This is a genomic window from Scytonema sp. PCC 10023 (genome assembly GCF_963920835.1).
Lineage (GTDB): Bacteria > Cyanobacteriota > Cyanobacteriia > Cyanobacteriales > Nostocaceae > Kalymmatonema.
On the sequence record NZ_CAWUDP010000002.1, the window covers coordinates 72,865 to 88,265 of the forward strand.

At 48.6% G+C, this 15,401-nt stretch carries 12 protein-coding genes; 4 read left to right on the forward strand and 8 right to left on the reverse strand.

What is annotated here, in order from left to right; all coding sequences use genetic code 11:
• Positions 1–236: 236 nt before the first annotated feature.
• Positions 237–416 (reverse strand): amidase family protein, encoded by a 180-nt coding sequence (locus ACM0OZ_RS01785; protein WP_414581265.1) that lies wholly within the window; start codon positions 414–416, stop codon positions 237–239.
• 427 nt (positions 417–843) lie between these two features.
• Between ACM0OZ_RS01785 and ACM0OZ_RS01790 the strand changes: the two genes are divergently transcribed.
• On the forward strand, positions 844–5,091 hold the full coding sequence (locus ACM0OZ_RS01790; RefSeq protein WP_414581122.1) for a multicopper oxidase domain-containing protein: 4,248 nt from the start codon (positions 844–846) through the stop codon (positions 5,089–5,091).
• A gap of 210 nt (positions 5,092–5,301) precedes the next feature.
• On the opposite strand, the gene ACM0OZ_RS01795 is transcribed toward ACM0OZ_RS01790, so the two are convergent.
• Together ACM0OZ_RS01795 and ACM0OZ_RS01800 are read right to left on the reverse strand one after the other, a co-directional pair.
• Positions 5,302–5,637: a zinc ribbon domain-containing protein gene (locus ACM0OZ_RS01795; RefSeq protein WP_414581123.1), complete on the reverse strand. Its 336-nt coding sequence runs from the start codon at positions 5,635–5,637 to the stop codon at positions 5,302–5,304.
• The gene (locus ACM0OZ_RS01800) at positions 5,612–7,069 is read right to left on the reverse strand and encodes an RNA-guided endonuclease TnpB family protein (RefSeq protein WP_414581124.1); all 1,458 of its coding nucleotides are present in this window, start codon (positions 7,067–7,069) and stop codon (positions 5,612–5,614) included. Before ACM0OZ_RS01800 ends, ACM0OZ_RS01795 begins: the two co-directional genes overlap by 26 nt.
• 60 nt (positions 7,070–7,129) lie before the next feature.
• On the opposite strand from ACM0OZ_RS01800, the gene ACM0OZ_RS01805 reads away from it, so the two are divergent.
• A complete protein-coding gene (locus ACM0OZ_RS01805; protein ID WP_414581125.1) occupies positions 7,130–7,315 on the forward strand; it encodes a hypothetical protein in 186 nt (61 codons plus the stop codon).
• Positions 7,316–7,371: 56 nt separating this feature from the next.
• Here the strand turns inward: ACM0OZ_RS01805 and ACM0OZ_RS01810 are convergent, their stop codons facing one another.
• On the reverse strand, positions 7,372–7,794 hold the full coding sequence (locus tag ACM0OZ_RS01810) for an RNA-guided endonuclease InsQ/TnpB family protein (RefSeq protein ID WP_414581126.1): 423 nt from the start codon (positions 7,792–7,794) through the stop codon (positions 7,372–7,374).
• Positions 7,791–8,432 (reverse strand): Type 1 glutamine amidotransferase-like domain-containing protein, encoded by a 642-nt coding sequence (locus ACM0OZ_RS01815; protein ID WP_414581127.1) that lies wholly within the window; start codon positions 8,430–8,432, stop codon positions 7,791–7,793. The genes ACM0OZ_RS01810 and ACM0OZ_RS01815 overlap by 4 nt, the downstream gene beginning before the upstream one ends.
• Before the next feature lie 374 nt (positions 8,433–8,806).
• Here ACM0OZ_RS01815 and ACM0OZ_RS01820 point away from each other — a divergent pair, with 374 nt between their 5' ends.
• The gene (locus ACM0OZ_RS01820) at positions 8,807–10,357 is read left to right on the forward strand and encodes a cyclic peptide export ABC transporter (RefSeq protein ID WP_414581128.1); all 1,551 of its coding nucleotides are present in this window, start codon (positions 8,807–8,809) and stop codon (positions 10,355–10,357) included.
• Between the two features lie 21 nt (positions 10,358–10,378).
• Here the strand turns inward: ACM0OZ_RS01820 and ACM0OZ_RS01825 are convergent, their stop codons facing one another.
• From ACM0OZ_RS01825 to ACM0OZ_RS01835, 3 genes are all read right to left on the reverse strand, one after another.
• Positions 10,379–10,720 carry a cupin domain-containing protein gene (locus tag ACM0OZ_RS01825; protein ID WP_414581129.1) on the reverse strand — a complete coding sequence of 114 codons (342 nt, stop codon included), beginning with the start codon at positions 10,718–10,720 and terminating at the stop codon, positions 10,379–10,381.
• Complete coding sequence (locus ACM0OZ_RS01830; RefSeq protein WP_414581130.1) at positions 10,717–13,608, reverse strand: glycerol-3-phosphate acyltransferase; 2,892 nt, start codon at positions 13,606–13,608, stop codon at positions 10,717–10,719. Before ACM0OZ_RS01830 ends, ACM0OZ_RS01825 begins: the two co-directional genes overlap by 4 nt.
• A 301-nt stretch (positions 13,609–13,909) precedes the next feature.
• A complete protein-coding gene (locus tag ACM0OZ_RS01835; protein ID WP_336230164.1) occupies positions 13,910–14,050 on the reverse strand; it encodes a hypothetical protein in 141 nt (46 codons plus the stop codon).
• 256 nt (positions 14,051–14,306) lie between these two features.
• On the opposite strand from ACM0OZ_RS01835, the gene ACM0OZ_RS01840 reads away from it, so the two are divergent.
• Complete coding sequence (locus ACM0OZ_RS01840) at positions 14,307–15,266, forward strand: SGNH/GDSL hydrolase family protein (protein ID WP_414581131.1); 960 nt, start codon at positions 14,307–14,309, stop codon at positions 15,264–15,266.
• Positions 15,267–15,401: the final 135 nt, after the last annotated feature.

Below are 15,401 nucleotides of genomic sequence, written 5' to 3' on the forward strand. Positions count from 1 at the left end.
TCGAATTATCTACTTCTGGTATACACCCTGCTGGGAATTTCCTCTATAATTATTCTGTTTTTGTAATGTAGAGTATTAATATTAAAATATTTTCACGCTAATTGTGTTGTTACTCTAGATGTGAATTTGCATTAATTTATTAAATTTTTATAGATTTGGAAATAGATTTCTAGCTTTTTGGATATCCTAAAAAGTCTTAAAGTGCAGGATTATTGCTGCTATGGTTAAAATTGCTCTTAATAACCAGGTGGGTGTTGGAAGTCTCTGGTGATTTGAGTAAGTTGTTGGGCAATAGCCAGCAATTCCATCTCTTTCCAGCGCTTGCCGACAATTTGCATCCCGATTGGTAATCCAGTTTGAGTTTGTCCAATAAGAATCACCACAACCGCATGTCCAGTGAGACTAAAAGGTGGGATTTACTTGGCTGTGTTCAATGTCAAAAATGTAACAATACTAACTTTGGCAACTTGGTATAAAGTGCTTACGTCGAACTCAGATACCTTAAAGTGAAAAGCCCGGCTTTGGTAAAACGGGCTAGGTATTTGTTCATTAGGGAATTCACCCAAAAAGCGGGTTGAATTACCCAAAAAGATTTTATTTTCACCGAATCACTGGTCTAGTTTGAGAAAATTAAATCGTATAAGTTTCAATCAACCTGTGGAATTTGGTTGTTTTGATGTTGTAAATATAATACGTAAATCTACTACATATTTTGGGGCACATGAGGAGTGAAGTTGCGGAACCTCCCGCAACCGAACACTCGCTGAAGCAATAATCTGCGAGTGCAAGCCACACAGCCTGTCAAGTAATTCTTCAGCTTAAGAACGTTCTTAGGAGAAACATATGAAGGAAGAAAATCCGACAGCATCAGACAGTTCCATCTCAACGCTCACCTATCACGTCACGGCGCTTCAAATAACAATCTATTTCAATAAAGAAGGGGATCACGACCACAACGGTCTCATCTTCGCCCTTACCGAAAACGTCCCGATTCTGAAATATATCCGGGCACTAGCAAGGGTCGGCTTACCGCAAGGAGCAGGCGACCATGGCGGACACGACGATATGCCGGAAGAATGGTACAAGCAGGCGAAGGAGCGCGCGCAGAAGATCGGCGTTTCTCTGCCATCCAACCCTCAGGAAGCGCGCCAGCCGCATCCCCTTGTGCGTCCACTCGTGCTACGCGCTCGGAAGTGCGATCGCCTTCAGGTGGATCTCCACAACGAGGTAAGTGGGCGGCATGTGGGTCTCCACCTCGTCGGGGACGGATACGACGTGAAGATGGATGATGGCTCCCACGTAGGCGAGAACGATTCCAGCCTTACGCCGCCCGATGGACGACGAATATACACGTGGATTTGCAACCATGAAGGCGTCTTCCCCTTCCACGATGGCGGGAACTATTCCGGCGGGGAGGACGGGACGAACGTCCATGGCCTGTTTGGCGCGCTGGTGGTGGAGCCGACAGGCTCAATTTGGCGCGACCCGGTCACCGGTCGCCGTTCCGAGGACGAGCGGGGCGCGTTCCAAGAGCTGGACGGGCTGTACCTAGACATCCTCCCGCCAGGTCCGGCCCAGACGGAGTCGATCCGCGAGTCGCACACGACCCTCGACAATCACCCCTGGCCCAAGCCATGCCCGTACCCTAACTTCAATAAGGAAGCCCATCGGGAGTTCGTCATCATCTTCCACGACGAACCGGAGTTCCAGCCGCCCCACGGTCTGTTAGAGCGCGACCCTTGTGACCGGGGCAGCAGCGGGGGTCACGGCGGCGGGGGGCATGGTGAGCATGTGGATCAACTGCCGATTATGCCCATTTCGTACCGGGCTGAGCCGATGATCAACCGGGAGCGCACTCTCTGGCGGCTCCTGCGCGAAGGGCATTTCCTAAAGCTGCCTGTCCTTAATGAGGAGCAGCACCACAGTTCCTGGATGTTTGGAGACCCCGTCACCCCCATCCTCAAGGCCTACATCGGCGACCCCGTTCGGATCCGGCTCGTACACGCTGGGGTGAAGGAGACGCACGTCTTCCACCTCCACCTCTACGAATGGCACGCCGTGCCGCAGGACCAGAATTCCCCGCGAATCGACGCCATCTCCTTCAGCCCGCAGACCGGGCACACCATTGAGCCCGTGTGGGGGGCCGGCAACCGCCACCAGGTCGCCGGGGATGTCATCTGGCACTGCCACCTCTACCCCCACTTCCACGAGGGCATGTGGGGCATTTTCCGCACCTTCGAGACTCGGCAAGATGGGAAGGACGGCGACTTCCTCCAGAGTAGCGACCCGATCTACCGTGGTCGCCGCATCGGGCGCTATCCGGACGGCACGCCGATTGAACGCCTGCTACCGCTCCCCGACCGAGACCCGCCTCCCCAACCCACAGCCATACGGCCCGGCTACCCGCTCTACATTCCCGGGGAAATCCGCCAGAAGTCACCCACGCCCCCGTGGCCGCTCCGGAACACAGCCATGCCGACAGACTTCGACTACCGGCTCCTGCCCACCGACCTCGAACGGAACGCTTTTAACGAGCAGCCCGTGCCGGGCGAGATGTTTACGCGCAACCGCGTGGCCAAGCAGCAGGACGAGGAGTGGGCGAAGCTCCCGGAGTTCCAGCAGAACGACGGAAAGGTCATCTCCCATGACGTGGTTGTGACACGCAAGAGGATCGAGTACAACGACCACGGCTGGTTCGATCCAGACGGGCACCTGTACTACCTCGCTGCGGAGGGTGACCCCGACGGCCGCCCCGGTCCGAAGGAGCCGCTCTTTTTCCGGGCCCAACACGGACAGATCCTGAACCTCACGCTGGCTAACCGCCTGCCGCCGAGAATCGAAGGCACCGCCTTCGACCCGCCGTTCCCCCCGTGCCCCGAACGACCGTGGGAGGGCGAGTGTAGCATGCACGTCCACATGGTGAAGTTCGACCCCATTTGCGGCGATGGCGCGAGCGTAGGCTGGAATTATATCAGCGGTCCCCGGCTTGGTAGAAAAATGGTCTACCGCTGGTGGGCGGACCAGGAGTTCGGGACGATCTTCTTCCACGATCACCTCTTCGCCAACTACCGTCAAAAGCACGGCCTGTTCGGGGCGCTAATTGTGGAGCCCATTGGCGCAAAGTTCTATGACAACTTCTCCAACCGCGAGATCGTTAGCGGCCTGCAGGCTAGGCTCAAACTCCGTGAAAGCGTGCAGACCAAGGTCGCACGTGCGGAAGGGCTTCCGGACACGAACTGGGTTCGTGAGTTCTGCATTGCCATCGGGGATTTTATCCCCATGTTCGACCGCACTGGAGAGCCGCTCAACCCGCCGGCACACCCCGGCGGCCACGGGGACCAGGGCGTCATGGCACTGAACTATCGCAACGAGCCCATTCGCGAGCGCGGGGGCGATCCCGCTTTCTGGTTTAGCTCCCGCCACCACCCGGATCCAGCCACTACCCGGTTCGCTGCGTTCGAGAACGACCCGATCTGGTTTCGGCTGGTACAGGGCTCCCACGAGGAGCAGCACAGCTTCCAGATCCACGGCATGCGCTGGCGACGCTTCCGCGTGAATGTGGACTCCCCCGTCCGCAACCAGCAGACGTTTGGCATCGCGGAGGCGTTTACCTTTATCAACCACGAGCAGTTTGGTCCCGGAGACTACCTTTACAAGCTCTCTGGCGCGGACGACCTGTGGCTAGGCTGTTGGGGCCTCATTCGCGCCTTCCAGAAATCCGCACTACCGTCGGAGACCGGAGACCTGCGCCGACTGCAAGATGAAGACACAGCAGCAGAAGGGGAGGAGACAGTTCCCGTAGCCCAGACAGATACCGTGACAACTGGGGGGGAGGCGTCCTTACCGGTGGTCGTCGAGGTCGAAGCGGCTCCAGAAACCAAGGTTCCGTGTGGTGCCAGTGTTCGCTCCTTCCACGTGGTTGCAGAACCCCGACGGCTGGTCTATCGGGAGCCAGATCTGGTAGATCCGTTCGGGCTGGTCTACCGACTGGTCTCGGTGACCTCTCCTGACGGAAGGGAACACCCTGTCCCAACTACGGGCATACTCGAGCCCCTCGTGCTGCGCTGTCGCGAAGGGGAGTGGGTGAAGGTGACGGTGGAAAACCGCCTTCCGGAACACCTGCACCCGGAGCCGTTTGCGCCGAAAGTGCCGGTGGAGGAGCGCGACCCCCGCACGTTCCGTCCGGAACGCCCCGTGTCCAGCCACGTCTCTCTACACGCGGATCTTCTGGAGTATGACATCACGCGGGACGATGGTGCCAATGTAGGACTGAACCCCGAGCAGACGATCCCGCCCGGTGCCAGTCGCACCTACACCTGGTACGCCACCCGGCTTCCCAGAAGATCCAACGCCGATGAGCCAATCGGCCCCGTGTTGCTACAGGACATGGCGGACTTCCGCAACCACCGCCACCATGGCTTAATTGGTGCGCTCATCGTCGAGGCCGAGGACGCCACACCGTTAGCAGTGGGCGAGAACGAGGCGACAGCCAGCGAAAATGCACCGGAAGCATGGTACGGCACGCGGGCAACAATCCTTCGCGGTGAGGAGCAAAGCGAAGAGATCGTCCTTCTGCTCCAGGATGGGCTGCGTCTCTATCTGAACGGTAACGTCAACTTCCCGATTCCTGATATTCCGGCAGATCCCGGCGAAGACGAACCCGACCCCGAAGACCAGGGGCAGAAGGGGTTTAACTATCGCACTGAGCCTGTGGGACCGAACGATGAACCGCGCTGTGATTGCGCAAACTCTAGGGATTGGTTAGCGAACCCGAACCCCGCTACGCCAGTGTGGTGCGTGCCTGTGGGAAAGACAGTGCGCTTCCATCTGGTGGGCGCGTGCGACAAGCCGCGCAACCACAGCTTCACCATTCATGGAGTTACCTGGCCAGAATGGCGGTTTCTCTCTCGCGAGAAGCAGCCGAAGGTGGCCTCCGAGTCGGCCATCAGCTGCGCCACGATCCGCACCTTTGAGTTCATCCCCGAGCATACGGGCGACCACGCCTACCGCAGCGGCGTGCTAAAGTGGGCTGTCTCGCAGGGACTTTGGGGAATCTTGCGAGTCGTAGGGGATACTGATATATCTGGTTGACGTACTCCCCGGCATAAATGCGCGGGGATTCTCAGGCATATGTTAGGAGGCACTCTTAAGAGATGCCTCTCCACCCAACTTCGCTGCTTTTTCGACTCTTAACTAGACTGTTGCCAGTCCCCGTCAGACCGTTTCCACAGGCATTTTCTTCCAGGCTGCGACAAGAGCCCAGAGATCCCCTTCGGGTATGTCTTCGACACGCCTTCGGCGTTAGCGTAGCTCCTCTGTAAGAGGCACGCAGTCGCCTGGCTGTCGGGAAACCCTCCTGCATAGCGCTGTCTCACCACGATTGCGGATCACTTGTGCGGCTGCTACGTCTCGATGAGTGATGTAGCCGCATTCAGGACAAGAATAAACTCTGTCCTTTAATTCCTTTTTCCCGGTGTAGGTATTACATTGTAGGCATACTTTTGAGCCACACCGCGCTTTATAAAAGCGCGGATTCTGGCTGAAAGTTGGCGTTGACTTGTTGCCCGAACTCCTGCGCGAGTTGGCTATCTGGTCAACGTTTTTCAGCTTGTCAGAGAACCGCTCTAGGGCAATCAACCCAAAGAAAGGACGAGCCTACTCGTTCGCGGTTTAAAGACTCCTGCCATGCCTCTGTTAGGAGCGGCTCCGCCCCACGATACCCGTTACGGGCATCTTGCACTGACAGTCTATCGTCTTGATTAACGAATCTACTCAAGTACGCACTAAACAAATCGCGATGCATTTTAATACCTGTTGCATCATGATGAACTCGTTGAGACAGAGATTTCTTGGTACGACTACCGTCTAAATGAGTTTGAGAGAGTGCCGTCGATGAAGTAGAAAAAGTGATGAATTGACCGCCAGTTTTTTCAACTTTGCGTTGCAATTCCGATTGAACGAAACTGGGAGACTTGGCAGATATGGCTTTACCATAACGCTTCTGCCAACCTTTTACACTGACTTTTTCAGTCTTAATTACGTTGCCATGCCGCAAAATTTCGTTAACTGTTTTGCGGTTTTGGCTTTTAGCATATGCTGCTTTTTTACGTTGCAATTCTCGTTTCTTTTGGGCAGCTTTTTTATAATTTCTGGAGCGCTTCCATCCCCACTTGCCTTTTTTTACCTTACCTTTTTTCTTGACAGTGCGATGACCTTTCTTAATTTCAAAATCTGGCTCGTAATTGTCTGGATTATTGACCCGTTGGGAACGCTGCATCTTTCTTTGCAGTACAGTAATCTCATGCTCATAGGTGGGAACTTTTTCTGCAAAAGGTAATAATCCCGCCTTATTATCTCCAACAAAGGCAATATTGGATATATTTAAATCCAAACCAATTAAACCGTGAAGAATGTAGTTTTTTTCTTTTTGGTAAGGCAATCCTTCATTAATTAACTGAGCGTACCAACGACGTTTACCATTCAAAATGCGCCACAACAACCGAACATACTTAACAGGAGACTCAAGTCCATGCCGAATGACTTGGTTTGTTGGGTCAACAATTGGTTTTAGTATGAGCTTGCCCCATACCAAACAATCGTCTTTCCATCTAATACCAGTTTTGTTGGACTTGCCTTCCATTGAGCGGAAACGGCTTGGTACTTTGTACCGCACATCTAGAGCGACACCCAGCATAACTCTCTCACTTGCTTTGAATGCCCGTGTAGCTAGTTTCTGTTGAGTGTTAGAATCTATTTTTTCGGCTATCCACTTAGAATTCTTACTTGTTATTGTGGCGAAAGCGTGCAAGTCATATTCCGAATATCTGTACCGTTCTCTTGCTTTCTTGAAAGCGTCACCGCGTTCTTTCTTCTTAGTCCTAGAAATCTTCCTAGCAGCCTTGTATAGCTCGGAATTGCGCACTAGTTCTAGCCGCTTCATCGCTTCGTTTAAACAAGCATTATATAGCTGTCTTCCTGCTTGAAAACGAGAGAGTAACTCTGCTTCCTGCTTGCTGTCTACAATTAACGGCACTTCTGTTATGAAGGATGGAGTCGTACTCCGAGCCACTTGACATCACCCCCTATCTATTTGTTAACCTTACTTTAGTATATAGACGTTGTTCTAAAAATGTCAACAGGCAAAGGTAAAAAAAGGCTTAGGAATATTCCTGCTTTATATGATGAGATGAAAAGCGTTCATAGATTAATGCTTACTCCGACGGCATGGAAGAAATTACAAGAAATAGCTATACAACAAAACACTAGTATCAGTGAATTAATTGAAGTTTGGGCGAGGAATTATGACGGCAGATAAATCTGCCGAGATCTCCTTCCTGCCCCGATATAAATAACGTGTGTCTGTCAATTCATTTAATTTCTTGACAGACACACTTCGGGGCTTCCATACGAACGCGTTATTTTAGGTGAAGTGTAGTCTTTGTTTACTTTGTCAAAGTACACACCACGTTTCCAACATACCCATTTTAGAATTTCGATAAATTGCCCAAATCCTGCATCTAAAGTATGCTTACCCAGCATCCCTTTAGCCCACGTTCGGAAATCAATATCTTCAACAAACATCATTCCGGCATCATCGCAAAGCTTATGAGCTAATTTAAATTGCCAGTCTTTACGAGTATCGGCAATGCGTTGATGAAGTCGTGCAATCTTCCAATTTAGTCTATGGCGATTATTCGACCCTTTTTTCTTATGCAACAAGGCGCGTTGTAGCAATTTCAGCTTACATTGCAGTACTTGAAGAAATCGAGGGTACAGCCTATAACCATAACTCATGCGTTTGTCGGTGTCATGGTTACAACATTGCCAACTAACGTAACCGTTTCACCAACGACTACAATCCCATCCCCATCATGACAGCCGTATAGCACTCGTTGCTGGTGGTTGGCATATGCCTGCATACGGGTATACTCGTCTGGTGTATCCTGCACATGCGGCACAAACGCAAACTCTACTAAACCTAATCCCTGGTAGGTGGTAAGGGGTGGATACGGCGCATCACCACACAGCCGCGCCGAGCCTATCTCCGCTGTCATTATAATTGCGCCAGCCGAAATGCCAATTAACACGCCTTGATGGAGAGCATAGTGCTGCAGCCGCTCCATCAAACCGCGTTGCTGGAGCCAGTACAAGAAGTAATACGTATTACCGCCAGATAAATGAATCGCATCACAGGCAAACAACGGATCCAGAAGGTCTGTTTTGTATTCCACATCGAGTTCAACGTAGAGCGATTCGAGACCATACTGCTGATAGTACTGTTGTTTTACTGTAAAATACTGACGTTTTGGATCGCTTGACGAGGAAATATAGCCAATGCGTGCGGCGTGAGTGCCTAATAGTTGAAGCAGGTACGAATCCACCTGCTGATTTGCTGCGATAACTTGATCGCTATACAGCATCAATCGTCGCATAAGATATGTTCTTCCCTCCACTCCAGACGCCCTTTGCGGATAAAAGTTAGTTGCTGCATTTTTCTGACTTTCCTAAAAGTCTTGGTCTGCTGATTTAAGCTTGCTCAGAATTACGCTATTAATTGGTTGTGATTATATGTTGACATAGCTATCAACACTCTCAATACACAAGAATTTTGATATTACTATGTATTCAAGGACTGATGGCTATTTTCATCGCATCAATACCCCTGTTGAAAGTGCCTGTTTCTAGTTCTACTAAGCACTTCTCTCACTTTAATGATATATTTATTAACCGACTTTAAATCGTGTATTCTATTCGCGAACACTAGAATTTTTGCCGTGTGTAAAAACAAATTACCCCTGACCACTGCATGAATCTCATCTGGTTTCTCCTGCGTACTTCTTTTGTTGCTGTTGTAAGTGCTGCCCTTACAGGCGCTGTTAGTGGAATATGTAGCGCCTTTTTGATTGCAACGATCAACAACACAGTTAACAGCACTCCCTCATATACCAGTCAGAGTTTCTGGAGTTTTATTTGGCTAACATTTGTTACCTTTTTAGCTAGCCTGTTCTCTCAATTTCTACTCGTCGGTCTGTCTCAAGAAGCTATCTATAAGCTACGGTTGCGCTTGAGCGGTTGGATTTTGGCTTGCCCCCTGCGTCAGTTGGAAGAATTGGGGGCGAACCGCCTTCTAGCAACACTGACGGACGATATCCAATCAATCTCTAATGCAGTATTCGACATTCCCTTTCTTTGTATTAATATTGCACTGTTTGCAGGTTGTTTAGCTTATCTATTGCGGCTTTCATGGGGTGTGTTCCTAATTACACTCATGTTTGTGGCAGTGGTGATTGCTTCTGTTCAATTACTTATATCAAAAGCTCAAGGTGTGTGGAAACTTGCCCGAGAGGAACAGGACCAGCTATTTAAGCACTTTCATGCAATTACAGACGGAATTAAAGAACTTAAACTGCACCGCGCTCGCCAAGAAGCATTTCTAACTGAAGATCTTCAGGCTACGGCTGCATCATCGCGGGATTATAAAATTACCAGCTTGAGGATTTTGGCGATCGCTAATAGTTTGGGAGAACTTCTTTTTTTCACTACCCTTGGGTTGTTAGTTTTTGCCCTTCCCAAACTGACACCAACAAATTCTTCAGTTCTGTCCGGATATATCCTGACTATCACCTATCTTATACGACCACTACAGAGCATCTTGCAAATCTTACCAGCCCTAAGTCAAGCTAGTGTTGCTTTACAAAAAATTGATACATTGGGTCTATCTTTAGCTAGTCGTTCCGAGACTATACCAATTGAACAACCTCAACGGCAATATTTTTTCAATAGCATAGAACTCATTAAAATTACTCATATTTATTGTCGGGAAGCCGAAGACAGCCATTTTACCCTTGGTCCAATTGATGTAACATTCCAACCTGGCGAACTGGTGTTTATTGTAGGAGGAAATGGTAGTGGCAAGTCCACACTGGCAAAACTGATTGCGGGGTTATACATTCCTGAGACGGGTGAGATTCGTTGGGATGGGAAACCGATTACTAGTCAGAATCGAGAGATGTATCGTCAACTTTTTTCTGCGGTCTTTTCAGATTTCTATCTATTTGAGCGGATTTTGGGGATTAACTTGACTGACTTGGATGCAAAAGCACAGGAGTATCTCAGCCAACTTCAGTTAAGCCATAAAGTGGTAGTTAACAAGGGGGTGCTGTCAACTACCGACCTGTCGCAAGGACAGCGTAAACGCCTTGCTCTCCTGACAGCTTATCTGGAAGACCGCCCGATTTACTTATTTGATGAGTGGGCGTCTGAACAAGACCCATTCTTTCGGGAGGTTTTCTACAAGCAACTTCTGCAAGAATTGAAGAACAGAGTTCGTGTGTGTTTCGATTTTATCTACCGCTGATAAGCTGTGCGATAACTATGCTTATTTTTCAACTCGTAATCCAAAATAAGTGAGAACCAACTCAGTTGAACCATTATTCACAACTTCATGAACTTCTCCTGGTTCAACCGCTACACAACTTCCTGGTATCAAGGGATACTCTTTACCATCAATGTGAATCACACCAGAACCAGACTCAACAAAGAAAACCTCGCACATATCCTGATGGGCGTGGGCTGGTGCTGTGTGCCCAGGGGCAAAACGTGACTGAGAAAAGTTAGTCAGGTGAGGCAAATCGCCGAAACGCAGCATCACCTTTTTCTTAATTTCAGCGTTGTGAGAAACTGGCTCTTCAGGCAAGTCATTTAGGCAAGTGAGTTTCATTCTGGTCGTAAATCAGGTCTTAAGTCGTTAGATATTTCCACAGTACCCCTATACCCATCAATTCGCACCCTCTGACCATCCTGCAATATCCATGTCGCACTTTTAACATCCATAATAGCGGGAATTCCATACTCGCGAGCTATGATTGCTCCGTGAGAAAGTCGTCCACCCGCCTCAGCAATCAGTCCTCCAGCCCTAACGAGTACAGGTGCCCAACCAGAATCTGTGTAAGGTACGACCAGAATCGTGTCTCGGTCAATATCCGGTACTGCCTGTAAATTTCGCAACACCTTTACCCGTCCTTCCGCTTGTCCAGGACTGGCGGGAATGCCTTGTAATACCTGATCAGGCGAGGGGATTTCAGTTCGGAAAGGGAATGCGGGAGGATTGTTGCCGTAGACTAAAAGGGGTACAGGGTTAAGCTGACTATCTTGTGCAAGTTGTGTGCGTCTCAGTTGCACTAAGTCCTGCAACTGTTCGACAAAATCTGGCTCAAAACTTTCAACAAGACGCCGCACTTCCTCAAGCTCTAAGAAAAATATATCTCCTGGCTGCTCAAGTAAGCCCGACTTTAACCAAATCCCCTCCAACGCCACAAAACACCAGCGCAACTCAGCTAAGAGTCGAGAATAAACTTCAGTCACTTGTCCCTTGAGATTCACACGCCTTTGGACAAACCCTCTCTTCCTCTTACCTTGGCGTTCTTGGCGCTTTGGCGGTTCGTTTGTCTGCATAAACTGCACAAACAACTGCTTAACCGCCTGTGGTTCTTCTTTCCAAGTGGAAACAGCAATATCAGTTCCTACTTCACTCAAATAACCGTAACGCTGAAGTAACTTGTCAAACTTTTCTACAATCTCTTGTCCTTCGGGAGTTTGCGCCAACTGCTCAAATACCTTGTCTGGATCAAAGTCAGGTAAAACCTGTCTCGCATTTACAGCTAAATCTTGAATCTCTCGCAACGCCGCTACCTCTGGCGTCCGACTGTTATCAATCTCCCCATCCTTTACCCGAAAAATTGCTTGCCGCAAAGCTGCACTTAACGGAGCTAATATACTGTAGTACGTTGCACGGCGAAGTAACTCCAGAATGTTATCAACTCTTGTCAACAGCCTTGCTGGGTCAAGGTCTTCTACCAATTCCTGACTCAAGTGAGACAAAGCTGGAACAAACCGTCTACGATTATCCCAGTGAAAATCCATTGTTAAACAAAACTCACGCACAAGCAAACGCAGCAGTCCAGGGAAATTCCGCAACGTAGTATCCAAGGGAGGCTTACTCATTTTTGCTCCCCTAGTTAAAAACTCCAAACTTTCAGGTGGCAAACCCATGCGGCGGAAAATCTCTCCTAAGAGGGATGCATTAAAGTAGGCTCTGGAATAATGCAATGTCGCCGTTTGATTAAAGTCCAAACCAACGGCGCGTTCACCCAGCACCAAAGCAAAAATTCCTCCCCAGACGCCACAAGTTAAGGGACGATTAATCGACCAAGTTAAGGGGCGAATGAATCCGGGGATTACTTCGGCGGCAATTTTACGCGTCCAAATGGGTAGTAGGGTGGTTACGGGTCGAGTTTGCAATACCCAAAGCGTTTGACCGTCGTATGTCCACTCGATGTCTTGAGGAATGCCGTGGTAACGTTCTTCCAAATGGCGAGATAGGTAAGCGACTTGCTTGATTAATGCTGGTGGTATGTTCCCTTGTCCCTCTAATTGTATGGAAGTAAAATTATCTGTCTCGACGACATAAGCGCGATATTGTTCGGGCGTGATTCGTCCGGAAACAACACCAGTCGCGTTTCCTGGCAAAGCTTCTATGACGACAGCATCGCCTTGCTTAGTAATGGGATCGCGAGTAAAAGCAACGCCAGAATAGACTCCTTGGACTTGTTGTTGAATCAGTACCGCCATTGCTGCATCGAATAATCCGCGATCGCTTCGGTACTGTACTGCTCTTTGACTATTGTAGGAAGCTCGACAGCGGGCGATCGCTTCTCGCAACTGCTGTTTGCTGGTCACATTTAAAACCGTTTCATACTGCCCAGCTGCGGAAGCAAGTTCCGTATCTTCTCCGATTGCCGAGGAACGCACCACAAGCGGCAGTAACTCTGAAGGCTGAAGTATCTCTATCAATGGTTCGGGATCGTCGTACAAACCAATAATCCACCCCTTTGGCACTGGATAACCCCATCGCTTAATTTCGGCTAATCTCGCTGCCTTTTGTCCGACAAAAGCTGCATCCAACTCGTCATCTAAAGTCAGAATATCTTGAGCGCCACGAAAAAATTTCAACGCTGTTTGTGACTCTGGTTTTGCTTGTCCAACAGAAAGATTCAAATCATCAGGAATGTGTTTGTAAATCCAACCAAGTAACGCCGCAAGCGCAACAGCTGCGATGATTCTTGCTGGCTGTTCATAATGCAGGAGCGCTACTATCAAAGGGAATAAAATTAAAATTCCAAATTTTGCGAGTTGCCTAGAGCGCAGAATCGTAAAACTAGCACTTGCCATCAAGAATACAAACACTGCCGCCAGTGGATCGTGTACGGTAAATCCCCAGGCAACATTAGTCGTACCCGCTCCTCGACCTGCTGAGTATCGACCTACGACTAAGGCAATCAGAGCAACCAGTTCCCAAGCGGATTCGTGTCCAAAAAAAGCACGCGTAAGCAAGACTGCGGCAATGCCTTTAATCGCTTCAGAACAAACTGCCAGAATTCCAACTACCGTCCCGCCGTGGTAAAAAGCAGATGAAACACTGATGTTGCCTGTACCAATTTGTGCTAGCTGCCGCCCTGTCATGGCTTGGGTGATCCAAGCAATCACTGGTATAGCACCCAAGAGAGGGCAGACAATGAAAACAATGACAATACCCCAGAGTTCAAGCATTTTTGCTTTTCGATTTGAGATTTATTTTCAATCTAAAATCTCAAATCTTAAAATATAAAAATTCTTCTTAATTGTAATTACATTATCATCAAAGACACTTGGCTGTGACGGAAATCGTCCTAGCCAGTGTCCTACCCGAGTCGAGCAAGTATGCTTTGTTACCTTTTCGGTACTAAAGAAAACTTATGGTTTGTGTCATATCCAAGCGGAAAACTCGCGCTCATAAATAAGCTTAAGGTTTTACTCAGAATGACATTTTCGATACATTTAATTCCCGGAATTTAAGACGTCCATAATCCAATTACTGAACTGCGTAGGCTGCTTGTAGCGCCCAAATGATCAGCACCAGAATTGACCCTAAAAGCACCACAGAGGAGATGGTGACTACTTTGGGGGAATCTGCGCCTTCAAATTTCATGATCCCACGGTTTAAGTCGGACATAGCTTTGTCATCCTCCTTTGTTAGAGTACCAGTCTGTCCGTCTTGATTTTAGTCTTTTCGTTCGCATTTAACACGAAGTCATTAATAACATTTTGTTTAAGCTTTGCAACATTTGCATCAATCTAAGTACTTCTACTAAGAGATACATTGGCTTTGATACAATTTTATAACCGAGATTTCCTATACAAAAGGGTATAAGTTAAAAAGATAAAATCGTAATATTTATTTACATAATTTTACAAAAGGATTTTTGACGGTGAAAGTGGTACTGCTGATCAGTTTGGTGCTTGTTATCGGATTGTTTGTGGTGATAGAGGTGGGATTGCGATCGCTCTTCGGGTTTGGCAATCCCTTAATATACATTCCGGATGAGCAGATTGGTTATTTGTTAGCCCCTAACCAACGTACCCGTCGCTTTGGTCATCGCATTGAGATTAATGAATATTCGATGCGAAGTGAGCCGATACAAAAGACACCTTCGCCTTCTACCTTACGAGTACTACTTTTGGGAGATTCTATTGTTAATGGTGGCTGGTGGACAGACCAGGATAATACGATTTCTAGCTTGCTGCTGCGCTCCTTAAGCGACTCTGTTACTAGTAATTTCCAACAAGTAGAAGTTCTGAATGCTTCAGCCAACTCTTGGGGACCAAGAAATGAATTAGCCTACTTACAAAAATTTGGTAATTTCAACGCTCAAGCAGTCGTCCTAGTAATTAATACCGATGATTTGTTTGCGACATCTCCCACCGCTTTACCCGTAGGACGCGATCGCAATTATCCAGACAAAAAACCGCCTTTAGCATTGGTGGAAGTTCTCCAACGTTATATGTTAAGGCAAACGCCGATACCAGAACTAGAAGCAGTACAAAATGAAGGCGGCGATAGAGTTGGTTTGAATTTAGAAGCAATTGGCAAAATCCAAGCGCTGACACATCAAGCCAACAGCCAATTCCTTCTGGTCATGACTCCCTTACTACGAGAAATTGGTCAACCTGGACCCCGCGATTACGAAATCAAAGCACGTCAGCGCCTTTTGGAATTTTGTCAAGCGCAGCAAATAACTTATGTAGATTTTTTGCCAATATTTAACTCAAACCAAAACCCGAAAGCCTTGTATCATGACCACATCCACCTTAACTTGCAGGGGAATCAGTTGGTGAGTCAGGTGATCGAGCTATCCGCGCTTACATTGACAAAGCTGGACAACAGTTGATGTCAGTGGACAAGGGATAGCCAGTTCCTAAGTCTTAGATGACTACGTTATTTCGGTCAGGACACCCGTGAGTGCTTTCCAGCTTACGGCTCTGTCGCCAGCTATTAAACATCTGTTGTATTTAGCGCACACAAG